Origin of the sequence: Pseudomonas sp. FEN (genome assembly GCF_904067045.1) — a bacterium.
Classification (GTDB): Bacteria; Pseudomonadota; Gammaproteobacteria; order Pseudomonadales; family Pseudomonadaceae; genus Aquipseudomonas.
The window spans coordinates 1-19,614 of record NZ_CAJFDC010000013.1 but is presented as its reverse complement, the minus strand read 5'-3'; the positions used below and the strand labels follow the sequence as shown (position 1 = coordinate 19,614).

At 62.5% G+C, this 19,614-nt stretch carries 14 protein-coding genes; 5 read left to right on the top strand and 9 right to left on the bottom strand.

Features of this window, described 5'->3' with window-relative positions; all coding sequences use genetic code 11:
* Positions 1-73 precede the first annotated feature (73 nt).
* On the top strand, positions 74-478 hold the full coding sequence (locus PFEN_RS14485; protein WP_191487512.1) for a hypothetical protein: 405 nt from the start codon (positions 74-76) through the stop codon (positions 476-478).
* Between the two features lie 30 nt (positions 479-508).
* A complete protein-coding gene (locus PFEN_RS14480) occupies positions 509-919 on the top strand; it encodes a hypothetical protein (RefSeq protein ID WP_191487511.1) in 411 nt (136 codons plus the stop codon).
* Between the two features lie 220 nt (positions 920-1,139).
* Here PFEN_RS14480 and PFEN_RS14475 read toward each other — a convergent pair whose 3' ends face one another.
* From PFEN_RS14475 to PFEN_RS14465, 3 genes are read right to left on the bottom strand one after another with little or no spacing between them, the layout of a single operon-like run.
* Positions 1,140-3,152 (bottom strand): hypothetical protein, encoded by a 2,013-nt coding sequence (locus tag PFEN_RS14475; RefSeq protein WP_191487510.1) that lies wholly within the window; start codon positions 3,150-3,152, stop codon positions 1,140-1,142.
* 16 nt (positions 3,153-3,168) lie between these two features.
* Entirely contained in the window at positions 3,169-4,848 is a 1,680-nt protein-coding gene (locus tag PFEN_RS14470) for an alpha-keto acid decarboxylase family protein (RefSeq protein WP_191487509.1), read from the bottom strand.
* Positions 4,835-6,592 carry a flavin monoamine oxidase family protein gene (locus tag PFEN_RS14465; protein WP_191487508.1) on the bottom strand — a complete coding sequence of 586 codons (1,758 nt, stop codon included), beginning with the start codon at positions 6,590-6,592 and terminating at the stop codon, positions 4,835-4,837. The genes PFEN_RS14470 and PFEN_RS14465 overlap by 14 nt, the downstream gene beginning before the upstream one ends.
* 200 nt (positions 6,593-6,792) lie before the next feature.
* Here PFEN_RS14465 and PFEN_RS14460 point away from each other — a divergent pair, with 200 nt between their 5' ends.
* Positions 6,793-8,439, top strand: a complete 1,647-nt coding sequence (locus PFEN_RS14460) for a phospholipase D-like domain-containing protein (protein ID WP_191487507.1) — start codon at positions 6,793-6,795, stop codon at positions 8,437-8,439.
* A gap of 183 nt (positions 8,440-8,622) precedes the next feature.
* Here the strand turns inward: PFEN_RS14460 and PFEN_RS14455 are convergent, their stop codons facing one another.
* Positions 8,623-9,855 (bottom strand): NADH:flavin oxidoreductase/NADH oxidase family protein, encoded by a 1,233-nt coding sequence (locus PFEN_RS14455; protein ID WP_191487506.1) that lies wholly within the window; start codon positions 9,853-9,855, stop codon positions 8,623-8,625.
* 78 nt (positions 9,856-9,933) lie between these two features.
* Between PFEN_RS14455 and PFEN_RS14450 the strand changes: the two genes are divergently transcribed.
* Together PFEN_RS14450 and PFEN_RS14445 are read left to right on the top strand one after the other, a co-directional pair.
* Positions 9,934-10,359, top strand: a complete 426-nt coding sequence (locus PFEN_RS14450) for a MerR family transcriptional regulator (protein WP_191487505.1) — start codon at positions 9,934-9,936, stop codon at positions 10,357-10,359.
* Between the two features lie 292 nt (positions 10,360-10,651).
* Entirely contained in the window at positions 10,652-12,733 is a 2,082-nt protein-coding gene (locus PFEN_RS14445; protein ID WP_191487504.1) for a putative bifunctional diguanylate cyclase/phosphodiesterase, read from the top strand.
* Here PFEN_RS14445 and PFEN_RS14440 read toward each other — a convergent pair.
* The 5 genes from PFEN_RS14440 to PFEN_RS14420 all read right to left on the bottom strand — a co-directional run.
* The gene (locus PFEN_RS14440) at positions 12,730-14,175 is read right to left on the bottom strand and encodes a DHA2 family efflux MFS transporter permease subunit (RefSeq protein ID WP_191487503.1); all 1,446 of its coding nucleotides are present in this window, start codon (positions 14,173-14,175) and stop codon (positions 12,730-12,732) included. The genes PFEN_RS14445 and PFEN_RS14440 overlap by 4 nt on opposite strands.
* A 256-nt stretch (positions 14,176-14,431) precedes the next feature.
* Positions 14,432-16,258, bottom strand: a complete 1,827-nt coding sequence (locus PFEN_RS14435; protein ID WP_191487502.1) for a hypothetical protein — start codon at positions 16,256-16,258, stop codon at positions 14,432-14,434.
* 3 nt (positions 16,259-16,261) lie between these two features.
* Positions 16,262-17,548, bottom strand: a complete 1,287-nt coding sequence (locus tag PFEN_RS14430) for a hypothetical protein (protein ID WP_191487501.1) — start codon at positions 17,546-17,548, stop codon at positions 16,262-16,264.
* A gap of 13 nt (positions 17,549-17,561) precedes the next feature.
* On the bottom strand, positions 17,562-18,497 hold the full coding sequence (locus tag PFEN_RS14425) for a hypothetical protein (protein ID WP_191487500.1): 936 nt from the start codon (positions 18,495-18,497) through the stop codon (positions 17,562-17,564).
* A gap of 268 nt (positions 18,498-18,765) precedes the next feature.
* A partial coding sequence (locus PFEN_RS14420; protein WP_191487499.1) for a UbiA family prenyltransferase occupies positions 18,766-19,614 on the bottom strand: 849 nt, incomplete at its 5' end.

The following is a 19,614-nucleotide window of genomic DNA, read 5'->3' as shown; positions in this document are numbered from 1 at the left end:
ACCACTCTTGGCCTCGATTAGACGGACTTTCCGTCCAGCGATACAGCCCTTGAATATGAGAGGAATTCATTCGATGACACTTAAGCCGCTGATGCTGATTTCGACCCTTGGACTGGTTGGCCTGCTGTCCGCTTGCGCGGCACCGGTACCCAAGGCTGATCCGAGCGAAGCCTGGATCGGCCTCGGCCAGGGTTCCAGCGACAGCCTGCTGGCCGAGCGCGTGGATGGCAAGCGCGTCGACGATGGCCGCTACTTCGAGGTGGCGCCGGGTAAACACGATCTGCAAATGATCCTGGTCCAGGGCGCCAATGGTAATTCGGCGCAGCCCGAGTGCACCGGCCAGGTGGAGTACGACCAGTTCAAGGCGGGCAAGCACTATCACCTGGTGGAGTCGGGGGCGGGCGCCAATGTGGGCGCCGAACTGGTGAATGAGCAAGGCGCGACCGTGGCCCAGTCCAAGAAGTTTTCCTGCATCTGACCGACTTTTTCATTTTTGAGGTAGACCACCATGACATTCAAACCCCTGATGCTGCTTCCAACCCTGGGCCTGGCCTTTCTGCTGTCCGCGTGTGCCGGCCCCATGCCGAAGGCGGACCCGAGCCAGGCCTGGATCGGTCTGCAGGATGAAGCGCCGAACGACCTGCTCGCCGAGAAGGTCGATGGCAAGAAAATCGATGACGGGCGTTTCTTCGAAGTGCCTCCCGGCGCCCACAAGCTGGACGTGATGCTGGTGGAGGTTCCCTGGGGCGATGGCAACCAGCAGGACTGCTCGGGCGAAGTCAGCTACAACCAGTTCAAGGCCGGCGAGCACTACAAGTTGGTGGAGTCGAGCCTGGGTCAGGAAGTCAGTGCCCGCCTGATGGACTCCCATGGCAAGCAGGTCGCCCAGACCGGTGACTTCCAGTGCATGCCGGGCTGACCCGGGTTCCAGGCTTGGTAGCGATGGCGATACTGGATTCACCGCCGCCATTGCCGGCAAGCCAGCTCCTGCAATAGGTCCGTGTTTCGCCGCGAACTATCGTCGAGCCCGGTCCCTTGTGGAGCCTGGCTTGTCGGGACGCCGCATCGCAGCGAAGAGGCCCTTGATGGCGCCAAAAGCTTCGCGGGCAAGCCCTGCTCCTACAGAACGGTGTGAGCAATTATTGTGTGCTGAAGCCTGATGGCGCGGCGCTGATGGTCGCGTTGCGCCAGGCATTCTGTAGTTGTTCGTCAAGCAGCGCCGGCACCGTCTTGCCCGGCTGCTGCCGCAGACTGAGCTTCAGCCCGTTGAGCGAGCGACCGCTGAGGCGATTGCCCGCCAGGTCTTGCCGGAAGACCTTTTCGGCTTCATCGGCTTTGCCCTGGGCCAACAACGCGTAGCCCAGGGATTCGCGCAGGGTGTAATACCAGTCGGGTGGCTCGTTGTAGTTCAAGGCATCCTGGATCGCGACCGCCTTGCGCCAGGCGCCGATGATCTGCTCCTGGTGATCGCCCTGGAGTGACTTGAGGTCAGTGGCCAGAGCCTGCGAAGGGTCCTTGCCGAATACCTTCGCGGCGGTTTCCCGCAGCGAGGCCAGGTCGAGCTTGCCGCTACTACTGTCCAGGGCCTTGTTCAGCAGGACCAGATTGGCGATGCGGAACAATTCCGTCGCCTTGTTATTGCCGTAATTGAGGTCCGGCGTGGCTTTCAAGGTGTCCGTCACCGCCTGCCAGTAGCCCTTGAGGGCCTCATTGGCCGCGGTATTATCCAGCCCATTCAGGGCCAGTTGCCGATAAGCCTTGGCATAAGCGGCCATGACCCGGGTGTACGGCGCGGCCAGTGGCTTCCAGTCCTGGTCGGCCTGGGCGCAGCTATCGTTGATGGTCTTCAGACCTTGCTCAATCTTCGGCTCGATACGCTCCAGCGCATTCCAATCCTGGAAGCGTACGGCGAAGTAGTAAGGCACCGCATAGAAATAGTCGGTCTTGGTGCGGATCTCGTCGGGGTACTGCTTGCAGAGGAACTCCAGCGCCGAATAGCGGGTGGTGTTTTCCACCAGTTCCTCGGCCATGTTCATGGCTTCGTTCTGGCGGCCTTCAATGGACAGGGTCCAGATCAGGAAGTGAATGTTGTGGCCCAGGTAGTGCAACGGGTAAGGGCTCTGCGGGTCGACCTGGTGGGCGTAGGCGCGGTCCACCGAGACCGCCGTGTAGTTGGCGATGCTGGCCAGGGCGTTATTGCCGGTGCGCTGGTAGATGTGCGAGGCCATGTGCACCAGATGACCGATGGCCGGGTTCTGCTCGCGGAAGCGATTGGCCATGGGTAGCCCGCTGTCGGGGAAGGGCGACTCCTCGATGGCGTGGATGTAGAAGTGATTGGCGCCGGTGTGCAGTTTGTCCTGCACCAGCACACGGTTGAGCACTTGCAGCGCCTCATCGGCCGCCGGTGTCGGCTGGACTTCATCGGAGACCGCTTCCTCGCCGTCCCACCATTTCCAGGGGGTGAGGTTGAGCAGGGCATCGGCGTAGAGGGTGGCCGCATCGAGGTCATCGAAATAGGTCTGCGACAGTTCTTTCATGGCGTCGGCGTAGTGCCGTTTGCCCGCGTCATCGAGACTGACCTTGCCCTCTCGCAGGGTGTAGGCGCTGAGGAACGCCTTGGCGTAATCGACTTCACGCTGCAATTGCCGTTCGCTGAAGCGCGCCTTGGCGGCCGGGTCCTTGAGCCGGGCATTGGCGTGTTCCAGGGCGATCTGCGCCGAGCGATAAGCCAACTGGTCGCAACCGGGGGTGGCGTCGCTGTTGATATTGGAGTTGGCCGACAAGGCAATCCCCCAATAGGGCATCGCCGCACCCTCGTCGAAACGACTGGCCTGGTAGAAGGCGCGGATCGCCTCGGAGAAGTTGAAACCGTATTGCAGGGCGATACCCTGGCTATAGAAGGCTTCGACCTGATCGGCGTCCTTCAGGCTGACCAGGGGGTAATGCATACCGCCCAGGCCCGAGAGCAGCTGACCCTGGTCGGTGTCCCGCGGGCTGACGCATTGGTGCAGGACTTCGAGGTAGGCGGTGTCGGGCGAGACCGGGGTAAAACGCTTCGGACCTTCGGCCGTTTCGCCACCATGGGTATGGGCCTGGGCCACGGACAGGCCGGTGAGCAGCAGGGCAGCGACAGCAAGACGCAATACAGCCATGTAGTGATTGCTCCTTTCAGGACGCGAGTCGTTCGATCTGCGGCGCGAGGTCTTTTTGTGGAATGACCACCTGGACCAGTACGGTCTCGTCGATCACCAGCAATTTCAGCAGCAGTTCGCGCAGTTCTCCCAGGGTCGAGACCTTGTAGCCCCTGGCGCCGAAACCCTTGGCCAGGGCCAGGTAATCCCAGCCTGGCAGGACGTCGAATGGCGCGAACTCTCCATGTTCCTTGAACGCGTTGATGTTCACGAAGGCCTGCTCGATGGCGTAGACCTCATTGCTCATGACGAACACCACGGCATTCACGCGATTGCGCACCAGGGTCGAGAGCGATTGGCACATCATCATGAAGCCGCCGTCGCCGGCGACCACCAGGGGCCGGCGCCGGCCGCCCATGGCCACGCCCAGGGCGCAACCGGTCTCATGACCGAGAGAACCCCAGATGGCATCGGCGACAAAGCTGTTTTCCGGCATGCCCATGATATTGCTGGCAGCGTACAGCGCCGAGCTTTCACCGAGGATCAACGCACTGTTATCCCATAGGCGTTGCTCCCGGGCGAAGTCGGCGAGGGTGTCGAGGAACCGTTCGTAACTCAGGGGCGTGTCGTGGTCGGTTGCCTTGAGCAGTGGCGCGAGGGGCTCGCGTGGCCGCAGGGGCAGAGGGAAACTCTCGTCCAGGCCGAGTGCGCTGGTCAGTGCGCTGAGGTACTGCGGCAGGGGCACATGGGGGTAATACTGCAAGCCGGTGCGGGCCAGCTGGGTGTTGACCAGGATGATCTGGCCGAAGTCCTTCTTCAGCAGTTGCAGGTAGTCGTCGGTGAAGATCACCCCCAGGGCCAGGATGCAGTCGGTCTGGTCCAGCAGATCCTGGGTCCACAGCCGCGAGGCGGTACCGGCATAGGTGCCGATGAATTGCGGGTGGTTCTCGTCGAGAACGGTCTTGGCTTCCAGTGAGGTGGTGAAGGACAGGCCGCTGGCTTCGATCAGGTGCAGTGCCTGCTTTTGCAGGCCGAAACGGGCGATCTCGATGCCGAGCATGATCAACGGCTTTTTCGCCTCGCGCAGGCGTTGCACCGAAGTTGCGACTGCCGCATCCAACGACAGCAGATCGCAGGCGGCCGGCACTGGCGACAACTCGCCTGTCGGCGCCTCGCAGGGTTCGCCCCAGACGTTCTGCCAGGCTTCCAGGTAGATCGGTCGGCGCTGGCTGATGGCGGCGACCAGCGCCCGGTCGATCAACGCCGGCGCGGTGCGGCTGTCGTCCAGCAGTTCGCAGGCGACGGTGATGTTCTCGAACACCTTGCGTCCAACCTCCAGGTCACCGGTGGAGTGGTGGAACAGGACGTCCGCGGACCAGATGATATGGCGGTTCTTCGCCGACGGGCTGGCGCTGATGACCACCACCGGGTTGCGCTCGACATAGGCACCGGCAATCGCATTCACCGCGCTGAAGGTTCCCACGCCGTATTGCAGCGACACCGCGCCGATCCCGGCATAGCGGGCGTAACCGTCGGCGGCGTAGGCGGCACTCATTTCATTGACTTCGCCAACCGGCTGGATATCGGTGGATTGTTCCAGGGCGTCCATGAACCCCGATACGTAGTCGCCGGGTACCTGGAACACCTTGTGCACCCCCAGTTGATGGAGCCGTGTCAGCAGGTAGTCGGCGACGGTGTAGTCCTTATTCGTGGCCATGGTCGATCCCCTTGTAGGCAAACTCGGTGACTTCATTCAGGGTGTCTGCACAGTCCTTGCAGGCTGGGCGCTGTCCTGGCTCCAGCGCACAGCCGGCGGGTGTCGGCACCGGCAGCAGCGCATAGTCCTTGGGCAGCCAGTTGGGGCGTTTGAGCGCGAAAAAATCCTGGAGCGTCGACTCGGCCACGGTCACCGCGCCTTCGACCCAACCCTGAGCATAGGAATAGGCTTCGCCGACAATATAGATCTGCTGTTTCTCCAGCGGATGACGCATGCGGCAGATGACCTGGTCGATCCGGTAATTGGCTTTCCATTCATGCCAGCCGCCGCCGTAAGGGTCGGCGTCCCAGGCGTGATAGACCGCCGAGTAGGGGCGCGGCAGTTCGACCTGGTCGTGGACCTGGGTGACTTGCATCTGTGCCACCCGGACCATTTCGTCGCTGACGGTGAACTGGGTCCTGGGCACCACCGGCTCGGTCTTGAGCAGCCCGGCCAGGTTACTGGGAGTGTGGCCAACGAACGGCGCGCCGCCTTCCAGGCCTTTCCAGAACGGCACAGTGCCGATGTCGTTGTAGGAGGCCATCAGCAACGAGTTGAGCGTCGGCTCACCGCCTTTCTGCTCGCATTCGGTGCCCATGTAGTAGATCTGCCGCACCGGCAGATCGGTGACCGAACGCCCGGCCACCAGCCCGAGTGCGCGCCACCAGGGCTGTTCATAGGCAAGGAAGAGCTTGAACGCCGATTGCATCAGTACCGAACCGAGATTGTCCTTGAGCCAGGGATCGCTGAAGAACGGTGAGTCGATCAGTTCCAGGGCGCGACGCGGCATGGCGAGGATGATTTTCCGCGCCTTGACCACGGCTTGGCCGCCGCTGTCGTGGGTGCCGCCATCCACCGTGGTGGTGGCCTGGAAGTGCAGGCGATAAGGAAAATCGGCGTCCCTGGCGTAGTGGATGGCGGTCAGCCGCTGGTTCATGTGCACCCGTTGCTGGCCTGGCAATTGTCCCGGCAACTTGGCGAAGGTGGCGACGAGCGCCAACGGCAGGCTCTGGAAACCCTTGGCCAGGGTCCGGAACTCGGTGGTGTCCTTGTACTCGGTGGCGGGCAGTTGGGTCACGGCGCTGGCATTGGCGACGTTGGCGTCATAGCCACCGGCGTCCTTCATGAACTGATAACCCTCGTTACTCATGACCCGGTAGAGCAGGTCCCAGAAACCATAGCGCCAGATTTCCTTGCCGAAGACCGTGACCTGCATCTGCTGGCACAGGCTGAGCTTGTCGAACCCCGGGTACACATAGTTCATCACCTTGACTTGCAGGTCCTCGGGGCAGAAGCCGCGCTCGGACCAGGCCAGGTCGTAGGGGATCTTTTCCGGCGCTTCGACGAAGTCGCGATAACGGAAGCGCTTGCCGCGCAGGTAAAACAGGTTGTTCTTCGAGTAGACCGGCTTGGGCGCGCCCATGGGAAAATCCTGGCTGGGCAGCTTGAGGTGCTTGACCAGGTTGTCCACCAGCACATGGCCGTCGGGGCCCGGGATGTAGCGCATGCCGCCGACCTCGGCGACCACATTGGGCAGGCCTGGCAGGTTGATGCTGAAGAGGCGGCCGCCAATGCGGTCGCTGAATTCGAAAAGGGCAATGCTCTGCTTGTCGCCTTGGGCGTGTTGCAGGCGCCAGGCGCTGTAGGTGCCTGAGACACCGCCACCGACCACGGCCACGTCGAGTTCCAGTTCTTGCGACTTCATGGCGAACTCCATTTCGAGGAGAAAGAGGAACTGCGAAATCCCTTCGCGCCAAGTATTGTTGAGTTTTGGCGAAATGCGAGTTTGCCACTACGGCAAACCGCCGCTTGTCGTTGAGCGAAGGTTTCATGAAGGTGAGTGCCTGGTGTCATAAAAATTCGTTACGCTCGTCTTCCACAGCAACTCTCTCAAGGATGTGACGTATGCGCGTACTTCAGAGCAATTCCCTGGATGATTTCCGGGTCAAGGCCTACGCCGGGACCAGCGGTGTGTTGCTGGCCATCGACCTGGCCGAGTCGCGGCGCGCCGGCCTGCTCGGTTTCGCCATCGAACGCCAGGAGGGCACCGGGCCCTGGGCGTTCCTGTTCAATAGCCTGACGTTCCCCGGCAAGGAACACACCTTTCCCCAGTACCACGCGACGCCGAGCAACCTGGCGCCGTTGCAGAAGTTCCGCTGGGCCGATTACAACGTCGAGCCCGGGAGCACCTGTAACTATCGGGTGCATCTGGCCTACGGCACGCCCGATGCCCCGCAGTTGGGTGAGTCATTGGCATTGACGGTGACCACCGACAATGGCCTGCCCAAGGGCCAGCGGGTGATCTTCAATCGTGCGGTGGCGGCCAGCCAGGGTTTCGAGCGCAAGTTTCCCGACCTGGACAAACTGATCAGCACCCAGAAGAACCTGCCTATCGAGGCCTGGCCCGATGCGGCGCGCCTGTGGCTGGAAAATGGCCTGCTGGAAGAGCTGCTCGGGTTCATTGCCCGGGCGACGGATGTGCAGTGGGGGTTGGATATCGCCATCTACGAGTATCAGTTGAAGGCGATTGTCGATGCGGTAAACGCGGCGCAGCAGCGCGGGGTGCGGATTCGCGTGCTCTACCACGCCAAGGTCGGTGACGAGGACACGACCCTGAACGAGCAGAACCTGGCGCCGATTCTGGCCGAGAGCAAGCGCGGGCGGGTCACCAGCAACATCTTCCACGACAAGTTCATTGTTCTCAGCCAGCGTGATGCCGGCGGCGAATACCGAGCTGAAGCGGTGCTCTGCGGCAGCACCAACTTCACCGCCAACGGCGTGTATCGCCAGGCCAACGTGGTGCATGTACTCGATGACAGCCGCCTGGCCAACGAGTACACCCAGGTCTTCGAGGAAATCTGGGCGGCACCGACGGATGTGGCGGCAACGCGCAAGTGGATTACCCAGAACAACCCCATGGAGCCGAGTCAGCCGCTGTTTGCCGGGTTTTCCCCGCGTACCGGCCAGGGTGACCTGAAGGAGTTCGTGCAGATCATCACGGCGGCGCAGAAGGATGTGCTGTTTGCCACGGCCTTCGCCTTGCCCCAGGAAATCCTCGATGCCTTGCTCGGCAAGCCACATGACGATGTGCTGCGTTTCGGCCTGCAGAATACCGCCAGCAGCATCTCCGGGATTCACGCCGATCGGACTGATGATTTTGTGGCCACGGCACTGCTCGATATCGGCCTGGAAGGCTGGATCAAGGAAGGGCTCAAGGGCCAGAAGGGCAATTTGCTGGTGCACACCAAGGCCGTCGTCACCGACTTCACCACGGACGCACCGACCATTATCAGCGGTAGCCACAACCTCAGCGTCGGCGCCAGTGACGGTAACGACGAGAACTACCTGGTGATCCGTGGAGACGTCGATCTGGCCGATCGTTATGGCCTGGAAATCCTGCGCTTCTACGAGCACTACCGGTTTCGCTATTACGCGAAGAAGCTGGAACTCAAGCAGGTCCAGCCGCTGTCGCCGAATAACAGCTGGAGCGATGGCTACTACAAGGTGGGGGACTTGAGGATGTTGTCGCGGTTGCGTTTTTCCGGGCGCTGAAACCCCATTTTCAAGGCGGGCATAGGGCCCTGTGGGTGCTGCGTCACCCGTAGATACCGTCTTGACCCTCATCGCGCAAGCGCGATGTTTGGGCCAATTGCTGGCGATAGCGGCCGATCAGGCGATGCGATGCTCATGGGCCTCATCGCCAGCAAACTGGCGCCTACAAGGGCCGCCGCCGGGTCAGGAGATGAGGTTTTTCATTGCCGCGCGATACTGCTTTGTCCGCCGACCGATAAACAGTCTATCCAGCACCAGCGCCCACACCGCCGAGACTTCGGGGTAGGGGCGCTGGCCCTTGCTCAAGCGTTTCAACTGGAACTTGACCACCGCCATGCTGGCCAGCGACGCCAGCGGCTTTTTCTTCCAATGGATCGGCGGCAACTGCGGATGGCTGGCCCGACCTTCGCGCCAGTGCCTGGGCAGGTGCGGCTCCACGGCCATCGCGGTGCCGATGCCGGCCATGGCGATGCCGCTGTCCAGCACCTGCTCGACGATGGGCAAGCGCCGAATACCGCCAGTGACCATGATTGGCATCTTCGCGACCTTCGCCAGCTCGCCGGCCATTTCCATGAAATAGGCTTCCCGCGCCAGGGTCCGACCGTCCCGTGCTTCGCCTTGCATGGCCGGCGCCTCGTAGCTGCCGCCCGAGAGTTCAACCAGGTCCACCGGCAGTGTGTTGAGCCATTCGATCACCTGGCGGGCATCGTCAGCGTCGAAGCCGCCGCGCTGGAAGTCCGCCGAGTTGAGTTTGACCGCCACGCAAAAGTCCGGCGAGACAACCGCGCGGACCGCCTTGACCACCGATAGCAGCAGGCGTGCGCGATTTTCCAGCGGGCCGCCCCAGCGGTCGCTGCGCCGGTTGCTCAGCGGCGAGAGGAACTGGCTGAGCAGGTAACCATGCGCGGCATGGATCTGCACACCGCTGAAACCCGCTTGTTCGGCCAGACGGGCGCTGTTGGCGAAGCGCCCGATCACTTCCTCGATATCGCTTTCGCTCATCGGCCGCGGCTCGGCGAACATCTTCGAGAACCCGCCCAGGTCCAGCGCTACCGCGGACGGTGCCCAGGCGGTCTGACCCAGATTGGCCATGGTCTGGCGCCCAGGGTGATTGATCTGCATCCAGAACTGCGCACCCTTGGCCCGGCCGATGGCCGCCCACTGGCGGAATTGCTCCAGGTGACGATCATCCTCCAGCACCACGCCACCAGGGCCAGTCATGGCGCGGCGGTCGATCATCACATTGCCGGTCAGCAGCAAGCCGGGCTCGCCGTCGGCCCAGGCGCGGTAGAGTTCGATCAACTGAGCGGAGGGCGCGTTGTCCAGGTCGGCCATGTTCTCTTCCATGGCGGCCTTGGCGATGCGATTCGGGATCTGTACGCCATTGGGCAAAAGCAACGCTTGAAAGGGTGACATGCTTGACTCCGGGGCTGTGGGGAGTCCAGGCTAAGCTTAAACCTAACTTTAATGTCAAGCATCCATTCGAGGCCTCTTATGAAGATCGGTGAACTGGCCCTGCGCAGTGGCCTGGCGGCGTCGAAGATCAGGTTCTATGAAGCCCAGGGGTTGATTCGCAAGGTCCAGCGCCAGGCCAACGGTTACCGAGAGTACCCGGCCGAGGTGTTGCAGACATTGGCGATCATCCAGTGTGCACAGCAGGCGGGTTTCAGCCTCGAGGAGCTGCGGGCGTTGGTGCCCGGTGCCGAGGCGGAGCCCCTGGATCATGAGGCCATGGTCGACAGCCTGGAGCGCAAGATCGATCAGATCGAAGCCATGCAGGCGCGCCTGGCCCATAGCAAGTTGCAGTTGCTGGGGATCGTCAACAGCATCCGCAACCGACCCGAAGGGGCCAGTTGCACGGAAAATACCGAGCGGGTATTGGCCTCGCTCCAGTCCCCGCAACCACGGTTGCCATTGTAGGGACTCGCAATTCTCGTTTATGCCGGAGATGATTCCTGATCGATTCTCAAGACAAGAGCTACTCTCCAATGGTCGGCTTTCTCGACTGTCCGCCTGGTCAGGCTTTGCGCATGATGAATAATACCTGCCGTTGGTCGGCCTTCCCGGGGCGCTGAGCTATACGGCGGACGGGGCCTCCTGAATAATGGCAAGTAGCCAATGCTCACCAGGCACTCCGCAGGGAAGCAGGTACAATCCGTCGTTTTTTCACCGAGTTCGGGTATTGCCCGGTTCGATGTTTCAGAGATTCGCCATGCTCATTGGTAGTTATTCCCCCGCGCTGGTCTTCATTTCCTTTTGTGTGGCGATCCTCGCCTCCTATACCACCCTGGATCTGACCGGACGCATTGCCACGTCTACCGGCCGAGCGGTTTATCTGTGGACCGCCGGCGGTGCCCTGGCCATGGGGGTGGGCATATGGTCCATGCATTTTATCGGCATGCTGGCGTTCAAGCTGCCCATCGCCCTGGGCTACGACGGCCCCCTCACGCTGTTGTCACTGCTGATCGCGATTCTTTCCAGTGGCTTTGCCCTCTGGCTGGTCACCCAGCCCCGCCTGCCAACGGCGCAATGGGTATGCGGTGCGCTGGTCATGGGCGCCGGCATCAGTGCCATGCATTACTGCGGCATGGCAGCGCTGAAGATGCAGCCGGGCATCGATTACGACCCGACCCTGTTCGGCGCCTCGCTGGTGATTGCCGTGGTCGCCTCGGCGGCGGCCTTGTGGATCGCTTTTCGCCTGCGCCGCAATACCCCCTATATACGCCTGGCCCGTGGCGCGGCGGCGGTGATCATGGGCCTGGCGATCGTCGGTATGCACTACACCGGCATGGCCGCGGCCAATTTTGCCCAGGGCAGTTTCTGTGGGGCGGTAAGTACCGGCCTGTCCGGCAATGGGCTGGACAACCTGGTGCTGGTGACCAGCCTGGCGGTGCTGTCCATCGCCTTGTTGACCTCGCTGCTCGACGCCCGGCTCGAAGACCGGACCGCCATCCTGGCCAACTCGTTGAGCCAGGCCAACCAGGAGCTCATCCAGTTGGCGCTGCATGACACCCTGACTGGCTTGCCGAACCGTGTCCTGCTGGCGGACCGGATCGACCAGGCAATGCACAAGGTGGCGGACGAAGGTGGCTGCTTCGCGCTGATGTTCATCGATCTGGATGGTTTCAAACCGGTCAATGATGCGTTCGGTCACCATATGGGCGATCAATTGCTGCGCGAGGTGGCCCTGCGCCTGCGTGAAGACCTGCGCAGCCAGGACACCCTGGCGCGCATTGGCGGTGACGAGTTTGTGTTGCTGGTGCAACTGGCCGAGCCAGACGACGCGCTGCAGGTGGCGTCGCGTCAGGTCAGCCTGATTTCCCGGCGGTTCCGCGTGGCCGAGCACGACCTGCAGATTTCCGCGAGCCTCGGCATCGTGCTGTACCCGGGTAACGGCCAGACCGCCGAGGAATTGCTGATGAATGCCGACGCGGCGATGTACCACGCCAAGGGCGCCGGCAAGAACGGCCACAGTTTCTTCGATGCCTCGATGAACAGCAACGCGCGCAAGCAGTTGCAACTGTTGCAGGACCTGCGCCAGGCCCTGGAGCAGCAGCAGTTCCGTCTCTATTACCAACCCAAGTTCGATGCGCTCAAGGGCACGCCGGTCGGTGCCGAGGCCCTGTTGCGCTGGGAGCACCCCGAGGAAGGGTTGTTGTTGCCGGACAGATTTATCGCCTTGGCGGAAAAGACCGGCCTGATCATTCCCATCGGCGACTGGGTGCTGAACGAGGCCTGCCGTCAAATGCACCTGTGGTGTGAACAGGGGTACCAGGATTGGCGCATCGCGGTGAATCTCTCGGCCCTGCAATTTTGCCATGTGGGCCTGGTCGACAGCGTCGCCGGTGCCTTGGCCCGGCACCAGTTGCCGGCCAACAGCCTGACCCTGGAAATCACCGAAACCACTGCCATGAGCGACGCCGATGCGAGCATGGAGGTGCTGCAGAAACTCTCGGACATGGGCGTGGACCTGTCCATCGACGATTTCGGTACCGGTTATTCGAGCCTGATGTACCTCAAGCGCCTTCCGGCCAACGAGTTGAAGATCGACCGTGGGTTTGTCCGCGACCTGGAGCATGACACCGACGATGCCGCGATCGTCTCGGCGATTGTCGCCCTGGGGCAGGCGCTGGGGTTGCGGATCGTCGCCGAAGGGGTGGAAACCGACATGCAACAGACCTTTCTCACCCGCCTGGGGTGTGACTCCCTGCAAGGCTACTTGCTCGGACACCCCTTGCCGGCGGAAAAGTTCATGGCCGATATCAGCCGGCTCGAACGCCAGGCGGCGAGCTAGGCTTCGACACTGTCCGGGTCTTCACCGGTCTTGTCGCGCATCATTATCGCGGCCAGGCCGGCGCCCAGCGCGCAAAACACCGCACCTACCAGGAAGGCGATCTGATACCCGTCGTTGAGGGCCGAGAGTGCCGGCCCGCCCGCCGCCAGGTGCTGCTCGGTGCGCGCCGCGGCCAGGCTGGCCAGTGCCGCCAGCCCCAGTGCGCCGCCCATCATGAAGGCGGTATTGACCATCCCGGAGGCCAGTCCCGACTCGGATGGCGCGACATCGTTCATTGCCGCCAGCAGCAGTGGGTTGAACGCAATGCCCGCGCCCAGGCCCAGCAGCACCATGCCCGGGAGGACGTCGCGCAGGAAGTGGCCTGCGACCGGCGCCTGGGCGAACAACAGCAGGCCGAGGGTCGCCAGGGCCAGACCGACGGCCAGTGGCAGGCGAATGCCGAAACGCATCACCAGCTTGGCCGAGATTCCCAGTGAAAACAGCGCCATGATCAGGTTGGCGGGAAGGAATGCGAGCCCCACTTCAAAGGGCGTGTAGCCCAGCACCAACTGCATGTACAGCGCCGACAGGAAGAACCAGGCGAACATCGCGACGGCCCAGAGCACCCCGACGATATTGGCAATCGCCAGGTTGCGCAGGCGGAACAGGCGCAAGGGCATCAGCGGGGTTTTGACGCGGGTCTCGATGACCAGGAAGGCCAGCAGCAGGCCGACGGCAACCACTAGTTGCGCGAGGGTGCGCAGCGAGCCCCAGCCCATCTCGTTGCCATTGACGATGGCATAGACCGCCAGCATCAACGAGGCGGTCACGGTGAGTGCGCCGGCGACGTCCAGGTCACGGGACGGGTGCTGGTTGAGGGTTTTCGAGAGCAGGCGCAGGCTCAGCGCGATCACCACTGCCCCGATCGGCAGGTTGACCAGGAAGATCCAGTGCCAGCTCAAGGTGCTGGTGAGCACGCCGCCGAGCAGGGCGCCGAGGCTGCCGCCGCCGGCGCAGACGAAACCGTAGACACCCACGGCCTTGGCCCGATCGGCCGGTTCACTGAACAGGTCCATGATCAGCGACAGCGCCACGGCGCTCACCACGGCGGCGGCCAGGCCTTGAAAGGCCCGGGCCCAGATCAGCGTCTCCTGGTTGTGGGCCAGGCCACAGGCCAGTGAGGCGAGGGTGAAGCAGCCGATGCCTAGCAGGAACAGGCGTCGATGCCCGTAGAGATCCCCCAGGCGGCCACCCAGCAGCAGGAAGCCGCCGAAGGTCAGCATATAGGCGTTCACCACCCAGGCGAGGGAGGTCTGCGTGAAGTGCAGGTCGGTCTGGATCGAAGGTAGCGCGACGTTAACGATGGTGGTGTCGAGCACGATCATCAACTCCCCGAGGCACAGGACGATCAAGGCGAGCCAGCGGTGATCCGACTTGGCGGCGGGGGAGACAGGTACTGTCATGAGGCTGGCGGTTCTCGTGTGATGACCGGTGAGTTTAGGCCGCGGGCCGAAGGTGGCTCAACAGAGAGATTGTAGGGAGGTTGTGAAGGGATTGGGGGCGTCTGTCGCCTGAGCCAGTACCGGTAGCCGGCTGCCATCGTCTTCCACGCAGACGCCGCGAGGGTTGAGAGGCCCTCGGCGATGATGTCGCTTGGGCGCGGCGTCTGTTCCGGCTGGGCGGGTATGTGTAAAACAACGGGCAGGGTCTTCTCCTTAGTCAAGGCTGCCAGGGTGTGCCGTTGAGATAGGATGTCAGCAGGGATCTTTGGCTCGGCGACATCGAGCGTACCACCGACATGTACAAGGTAGTGTTCTGGTACTCGGGAGAGATCCGGGCGAGGATCGCCTGCTTGTAGCCCATCACCGCGTCAGGCTGGTTGAGCTGGATGTAGCGCGACATGGCGGGGAAGGCCAGGTAATGGAAGCGCAGCACGTTCTGATACGCCTGCTCCCAGGTCACGATGTTGCCTGTGGGAATGCCGAAGTCGCTCCAGGCGTATTTGCGAAAGTTGCTGAAGCTCTGGGTCAGAGGGTTGTTGTCGAGGGTGTAGGTCAGCGTGGTGAAGCCAGCCTGGGCTTTGGAGCCGGCGACGGGGACGACATTGAAACTCACGGAGGGCTGACCGGCCGGTACCGTTAGCGAGTTCGGAAACTCCAGGAAGTCCCAGTAGCGGTTGGCCTGATAGACGGCGGTCGCCGAGGCAGCGATGTCGATTGGCGTATCTTCTTGCACCACAGCTCCCAGGTAACGGGCTTGCAAGGTGATCTGCACGCCTGTGCTGTCCGGCGCGAGGTAGGTGTTGCGCTGATCGCTGTAGACTCGATACGGGCATTCGGGCGCCGATAGCGCTGGGTTACGGGCGGTCCCTGGGGCGCTGATGCACAAGGGCGTGCTCTGCACCAGTTGGGTCTGGGAGCTGTTGAGCGGTACGTCGATGATGCCACCGTACCGGTAGTAGTCCTGCAGCAGCGGGTCGCTGGGTTCAAAGCTCGCCAGGGACGCCGTCCCGGCCGCGATGGTGACGGTCCCGTAGTCGGCGTTCGGACCAATGGGGCTGGTGATGTCGTCGCGCAGGGCCCTGAAGGTCTGCTTGGGGATCAGGTTGACCATATCGATGCTCAGTTGCCCATTGGCGACCTCGGCATAGGCAACGCTGCTGATGTTCAGGTCCTTGTCGGCATTGATGAGCTGACGGCCCGGCGGGCAGATCAGCGGCTCATCGGCATACGCCGTGGCCAGGGTGCCAATGACCCGGCCGATGCTCGGGTTAGGGTTGAACTGGTTGGCGGCGTAGTCCGCATTCAGTTGCTCGGTGGTCAGAGTGGGGCACATTTCGAACATCACGAAACGCAGCACGATCCCGGTGGCTTTGGGGGCTTCGATCAGGGCCTTGAGCCCGGCACTGTCCTTGTTGTAGCTGACGATGCTGGTCAGTGGAAAGGTCAGTTGAAAGGTGCCGCTCGCATGGAAGGAGCCGGGCGAATCCATGCTTCCAGGCTCAAGCACCCGGGTATTCAGGTCGAAACTGCTGCACACGGTATCCCAGCGAATCAAGAGCTCGGGCGCTGTGCTGCTGCCGATCTGCAGGCCGCCGACAAAGATCTGCGTCGTGGTGCTCGCCGTGGGGTCCAGGTCGACCATCATCGGGCCGGAGTAGGGGCCTTGTCCGGTGCCGGGGGTAACGGAGCCGAGCAGGTAAACCGGCTGGCCGACCATGTCCCCTTCCAGCGAGATGTTGCCCGGTGTGCCTTGGGAACTGATCAGCGCGTTGTGCATCGTCACCACGTGGTCTCCGTAGTGGTTCCAGCCGCCGGCCGTGTATCGGCTATTGGGGCCGATTCTGGGGTCCGGGGCGTTGATCAATTCATATAGACGGTCATCGCTATAGGTCCGGGCCGGTTCCGACACGGTCGAGGTGGTCAGGTCGAACAGATCAAGGGACGTGGCGATGCCATTGGGCAAGGTCGGCGAGTTGTTCGACACGCTGACGTCGGTGGCGATGCCACCCCAAAAGTTCAGTCGGGGTCCATTCAATATGCTCATGATCTATTCCTTATCCTTGGTGGCGCTGTTGACCGGGGCGTGGGCGAATCTGAACAAGAAGGAGAAGTCGCTCTTGTATTGGCTGTTGAGCGGTGTCGCCATGGAGTGGCAGTTCATGCAGCTGCTGCTGGGCTGGATATAGCTTTCCATGGTGACGTTGGCCGACAGCGACGGCGTTGGCTGTCCTAGCGGGTTGCCGGGGTTGTCCGGCGACTGTGGGCGCTGGGTAGTGATCAGTTGGTAGTACTTGAAGACGCTCTGCTGCACCTGCGGACTGCTCTGGTACTGAGTATTGATCTGCTGGGTGGCATCCGTGATCGGGGTGACCCGGTTCAGCGGGTCCGGGGTGCTGAAGCTGGTGCCGGGTTTAGGCGTACAGACCATCTGTGCGCCCTGCTGCTGCCACTGGCAGGGGGACTGGTTGAGGCTTTCGGCGGGCGCCTTGGCATTGAAGTAGGAGTAGAAAATCCCCGAGACCGGTTGATCCACCCACTTGCCCCCCAGCTTGGCCTTGGGTGGCACGTTGTCGATCTGCTCGAAGGTCGACCAGATCCACTGCGGGAAGCCCTCGACCTTGCTGATGATGTGCAGCCCCACCAACCCCAGGTTGGCTTCTTGGGTGCCGTTGGGCCGCCCCTGGGCGTCGAACCGGGTGACCAGGGCTTTCATCGTCAGGTAGCGGCGGCTGTCGTCGGCGCTGGTGAGGATGCGCCAGCTGGCCTTGATCTCGCTGGCGTTTTTGGGAAAGTCGATGTTCTTCGCGGCATCGACGATCGCGGCGTTATAGAAAGTGTTGGCGACGATGTAGTTGTAGGACACCTCGTTGGCGGCGATGTCATAGTAGGTCGGGTTGCCGCGCTGATCGATCAGCCAGCCGCCCACGGCCTGGTTGTCGGACTGCACCACCTGGGTGTTCTTGATTGCGGCGATGTTGATCAGGTCGAGGTTCTTGCGCTGCTGTCTCGAGTTCCATGGACCGGGATCCTTGGCTCCGGGAAGAAAGGTCTCGTTGACGCTCTTGTAGGTCTGCCAGACCGTACTGCCGCTGCTGCCCAGGGGCTTGCTGCAATCGGCCACTCCGCGCTGGTCGGGCTTGGCCGGCCAGTTCAGGTTGATGAACAGCTGCCAGCTGTATTGATCGAAGGCCGCCTGCGATGCCCCGGCCGCAGGCACCACGGCGCTGGGTGGGCAGGTGGTCTGTGCGTCGGAGGCGGCGGGTTGCAGGGCGCTGGCCGGTAGGCTGGCCAACCCCAGCAGCATCAGGGCGGTGAAACGACTCCAGTTGTTCATGAGGTGACTCCTGTCACTGTGCTGCGGGCATGAGTTGGTTCCACTGAGCGCGCTTGCCGTTGCTCAGCGAGGGTGGCGGATTGAACAGTTGGCAGGGCGGTGGGTTGCTCGGGCACATTTTCGCCACCTGGTCCCAGGTCTTCGCCGGATCCGGTTTCTCGATACGCCAGTTGCGGTAGTTCTGGCTGACGATGGGCGCGTTGGCGACGCTGGCATCACCGGAGAAATAGAACGACTGCGGGTGTCGATAACTCGGTTGCCCCGGTCCGTCGCTGGTGGCCTGCTTGTTGAAGGCGTAACCAAACAGGATCGGGCTCGGCTTGACCGCAATCTCCAGGGCATAGGCCTGGACGCGGCCGTCCAGATTCTGACTGCGCACGGCGCTGTAAGGCAGGTGCTGGATAAAGTCCTGGCGCGGCGGATGGTTCATTGGCGAGAACATGCAACAGGCCGGCATGTCCTTGGGCCGGTCCTCGGGGTAGGTGAGGAAGTAGGCCTTGTTGCCCAGCGACACGAACGAGCAGGTGTAGTTGTTGTTCTTGATCGGGAAGATCGGTAGGCAGTACTTCTCGTAGTGCTCCATCATCGCGCCGAAACCGTCGCCGTCGGCCGGGATATAGCCGGTGTCGTAGTAGCTGGTACCCTGGGACACGCTGTAGTCCGCAGGTTTCAGGGTGCTGGGCGGGCTGCTGTAGGGCGGCGGGTTCGTCTGGTAGTTGCTTGTGACCCGATACATGGTCCAGTCGCTGACCCAGATGGCAGGAAAGTACGGATCGCTCGGTTCCCCGACCTTGCGCTTGGCGATGCAGTTGTTGTTGGCGGCATTGCAGCCTTGGGTGTTGTGCACGCCCATGGTGAAATAGACATCATCCTGCTGGGCCAATAGCGCCTGACTGCCGAACAACAGGGCAACGGCCAGTAACAGTCGATTGAGGATTGGGTTGTTCATTTGGCACTCCTTTTAGAAACCGGGTGACGGGGTCACTCGGTGCTCCTTTGTGCGGCCGTCAGGGATCAGGCCTGCGGGTAGTCGGCCGGATCCAGCGGCTTCGGTGGATAGCTCATTTTCACCAGGGCACCCGGGTCAGTTGCTCCCGGGCTTCTTGCCACCAGCGGCGGCTTTCGTCGTCCAGTTGCCGGTCCAGCAGTGCCTGGCGCGGTCAAGGCTGCATGACGAATGGCGAGCGCAGGCTGCGCGCAAGAGAGGGCGTGGATGCTCATGTCGGCTTGATCCAGCGTTGAAGGTGGGGAAGCAGAAAGAACACCAGCACACACAGCAGGCTGCCAAGGGGCTGGTTGGCCACGGCCAGCACCAGGGCATCGAACAGCGGCAGGGCGGCTAGCCCGGCACCAATAAAGGCACGGATCTGCCGTTGCCGCGGGTTGGCCAGATGTCGCTGGTAATGCCAGCCCAGCCAGCCCAGCCACAGCAGCAGGACCAGCCAGAACACGCTGCTGTCGGCGTAGGCGGCCAGGAGTAGGGGGCTGAGCATGAGCAGCAGCGGCAGGCGGCTGAGCAACTGGTTGCGATGCTCCAGCCGGGCCAGGTAGGTCAGCCCGGCGATGTAGATGCCCAGCAGCGCGGCGCACAGCCACAACGGTTCGGGGGGCATGGCCAGGCAGGCGGCGGCGGTCAGGTACAGGGCTGAGCGGCAGCCGCCCATCAGCCAGACGCTGTGTGGGTACTTCTTATGCAAAAGGTTGTAGCCAAGGATAAACAGCAGCAACAATCCGGCACTGGCCAGCAGCCAGTGGGGCTGGGCGATCAACCGGCTCAGGCCGAGGATCGCCAGTGCCGCCAGCAGCAGCAGGGCGGCGGTGGCCAGGCTGACCTGGGTGCGGCTGACCAGTCCGAGGACGATCGGCCGCGGGTTGTGATGCTGCTGGTCCCAGTCGGCATCCAGCAGGTCATTGAGCAGCATGCCCGCCAGGTACAGTGCCGAGAGCGCCACCAGCAGCAGGGTCCAGACCAGCGGCGAGGGCGGCGCCAGGGTGGTGGCGCTGCTGGCCAGCAGGGCGGCGGCCAGGGCGTTGGTCCACACGGTGGGCAGGTTGGACACCCGTCC

What these genes read in the sequence shown, in the direction of transcription:
- PFEN_RS14455 (WP_191487506.1), bottom strand. Translation starts at nt 9,855, where the DNA reads ATGTCACCCTTTCAAGCGTTGCTTTTGCCCAATGGCGTACAGATCCCG.
- PFEN_RS14425 (WP_191487500.1), bottom strand. Translation starts at nt 18,497, where the DNA reads ATGAACAACCCAATCCTCAATCGACTGTTACTGGCCGTTGCCCTGTTG.
- PFEN_RS14430 (WP_191487501.1), bottom strand. Translation starts at nt 17,548, where the DNA reads ATGAACAACTGGAGTCGTTTCACCGCCCTGATGCTGCTGGGGTTGGCC.
- PFEN_RS14485 (WP_191487512.1), top strand. Translation starts at nt 74, where the DNA reads ATGACACTTAAGCCGCTGATGCTGATTTCGACCCTTGGACTGGTTGGC.
- PFEN_RS14480 (WP_191487511.1), top strand. Translation starts at nt 509, where the DNA reads ATGACATTCAAACCCCTGATGCTGCTTCCAACCCTGGGCCTGGCCTTT.
- PFEN_RS14445 (WP_191487504.1), top strand. Translation starts at nt 10,652, where the DNA reads ATGCTCATTGGTAGTTATTCCCCCGCGCTGGTCTTCATTTCCTTTTGT.
- PFEN_RS14450 (WP_191487505.1), top strand. Translation starts at nt 9,934, where the DNA reads ATGAAGATCGGTGAACTGGCCCTGCGCAGTGGCCTGGCGGCGTCGAAG.
- PFEN_RS14460 (WP_191487507.1), top strand. Translation starts at nt 6,793, where the DNA reads ATGCGCGTACTTCAGAGCAATTCCCTGGATGATTTCCGGGTCAAGGCC.
- PFEN_RS14440 (WP_191487503.1), bottom strand. Translation starts at nt 14,175, where the DNA reads ATGACAGTACCTGTCTCCCCCGCCGCCAAGTCGGATCACCGCTGGCTC.
- PFEN_RS14435 (WP_191487502.1), bottom strand. Translation starts at nt 16,258, where the DNA reads ATGAGCATATTGAATGGACCCCGACTGAACTTTTGGGGTGGCATCGCC.
- PFEN_RS14470 (WP_191487509.1), bottom strand. Translation starts at nt 4,848, where the DNA reads ATGGCCACGAATAAGGACTACACCGTCGCCGACTACCTGCTGACACGG.
- PFEN_RS14475 (WP_191487510.1), bottom strand. Translation starts at nt 3,152, where the DNA reads ATGGCTGTATTGCGTCTTGCTGTCGCTGCCCTGCTGCTCACCGGCCTG.
- PFEN_RS14465 (WP_191487508.1), bottom strand. Translation starts at nt 6,592, where the DNA reads ATGAAGTCGCAAGAACTGGAACTCGACGTGGCCGTGGTCGGTGGCGGT.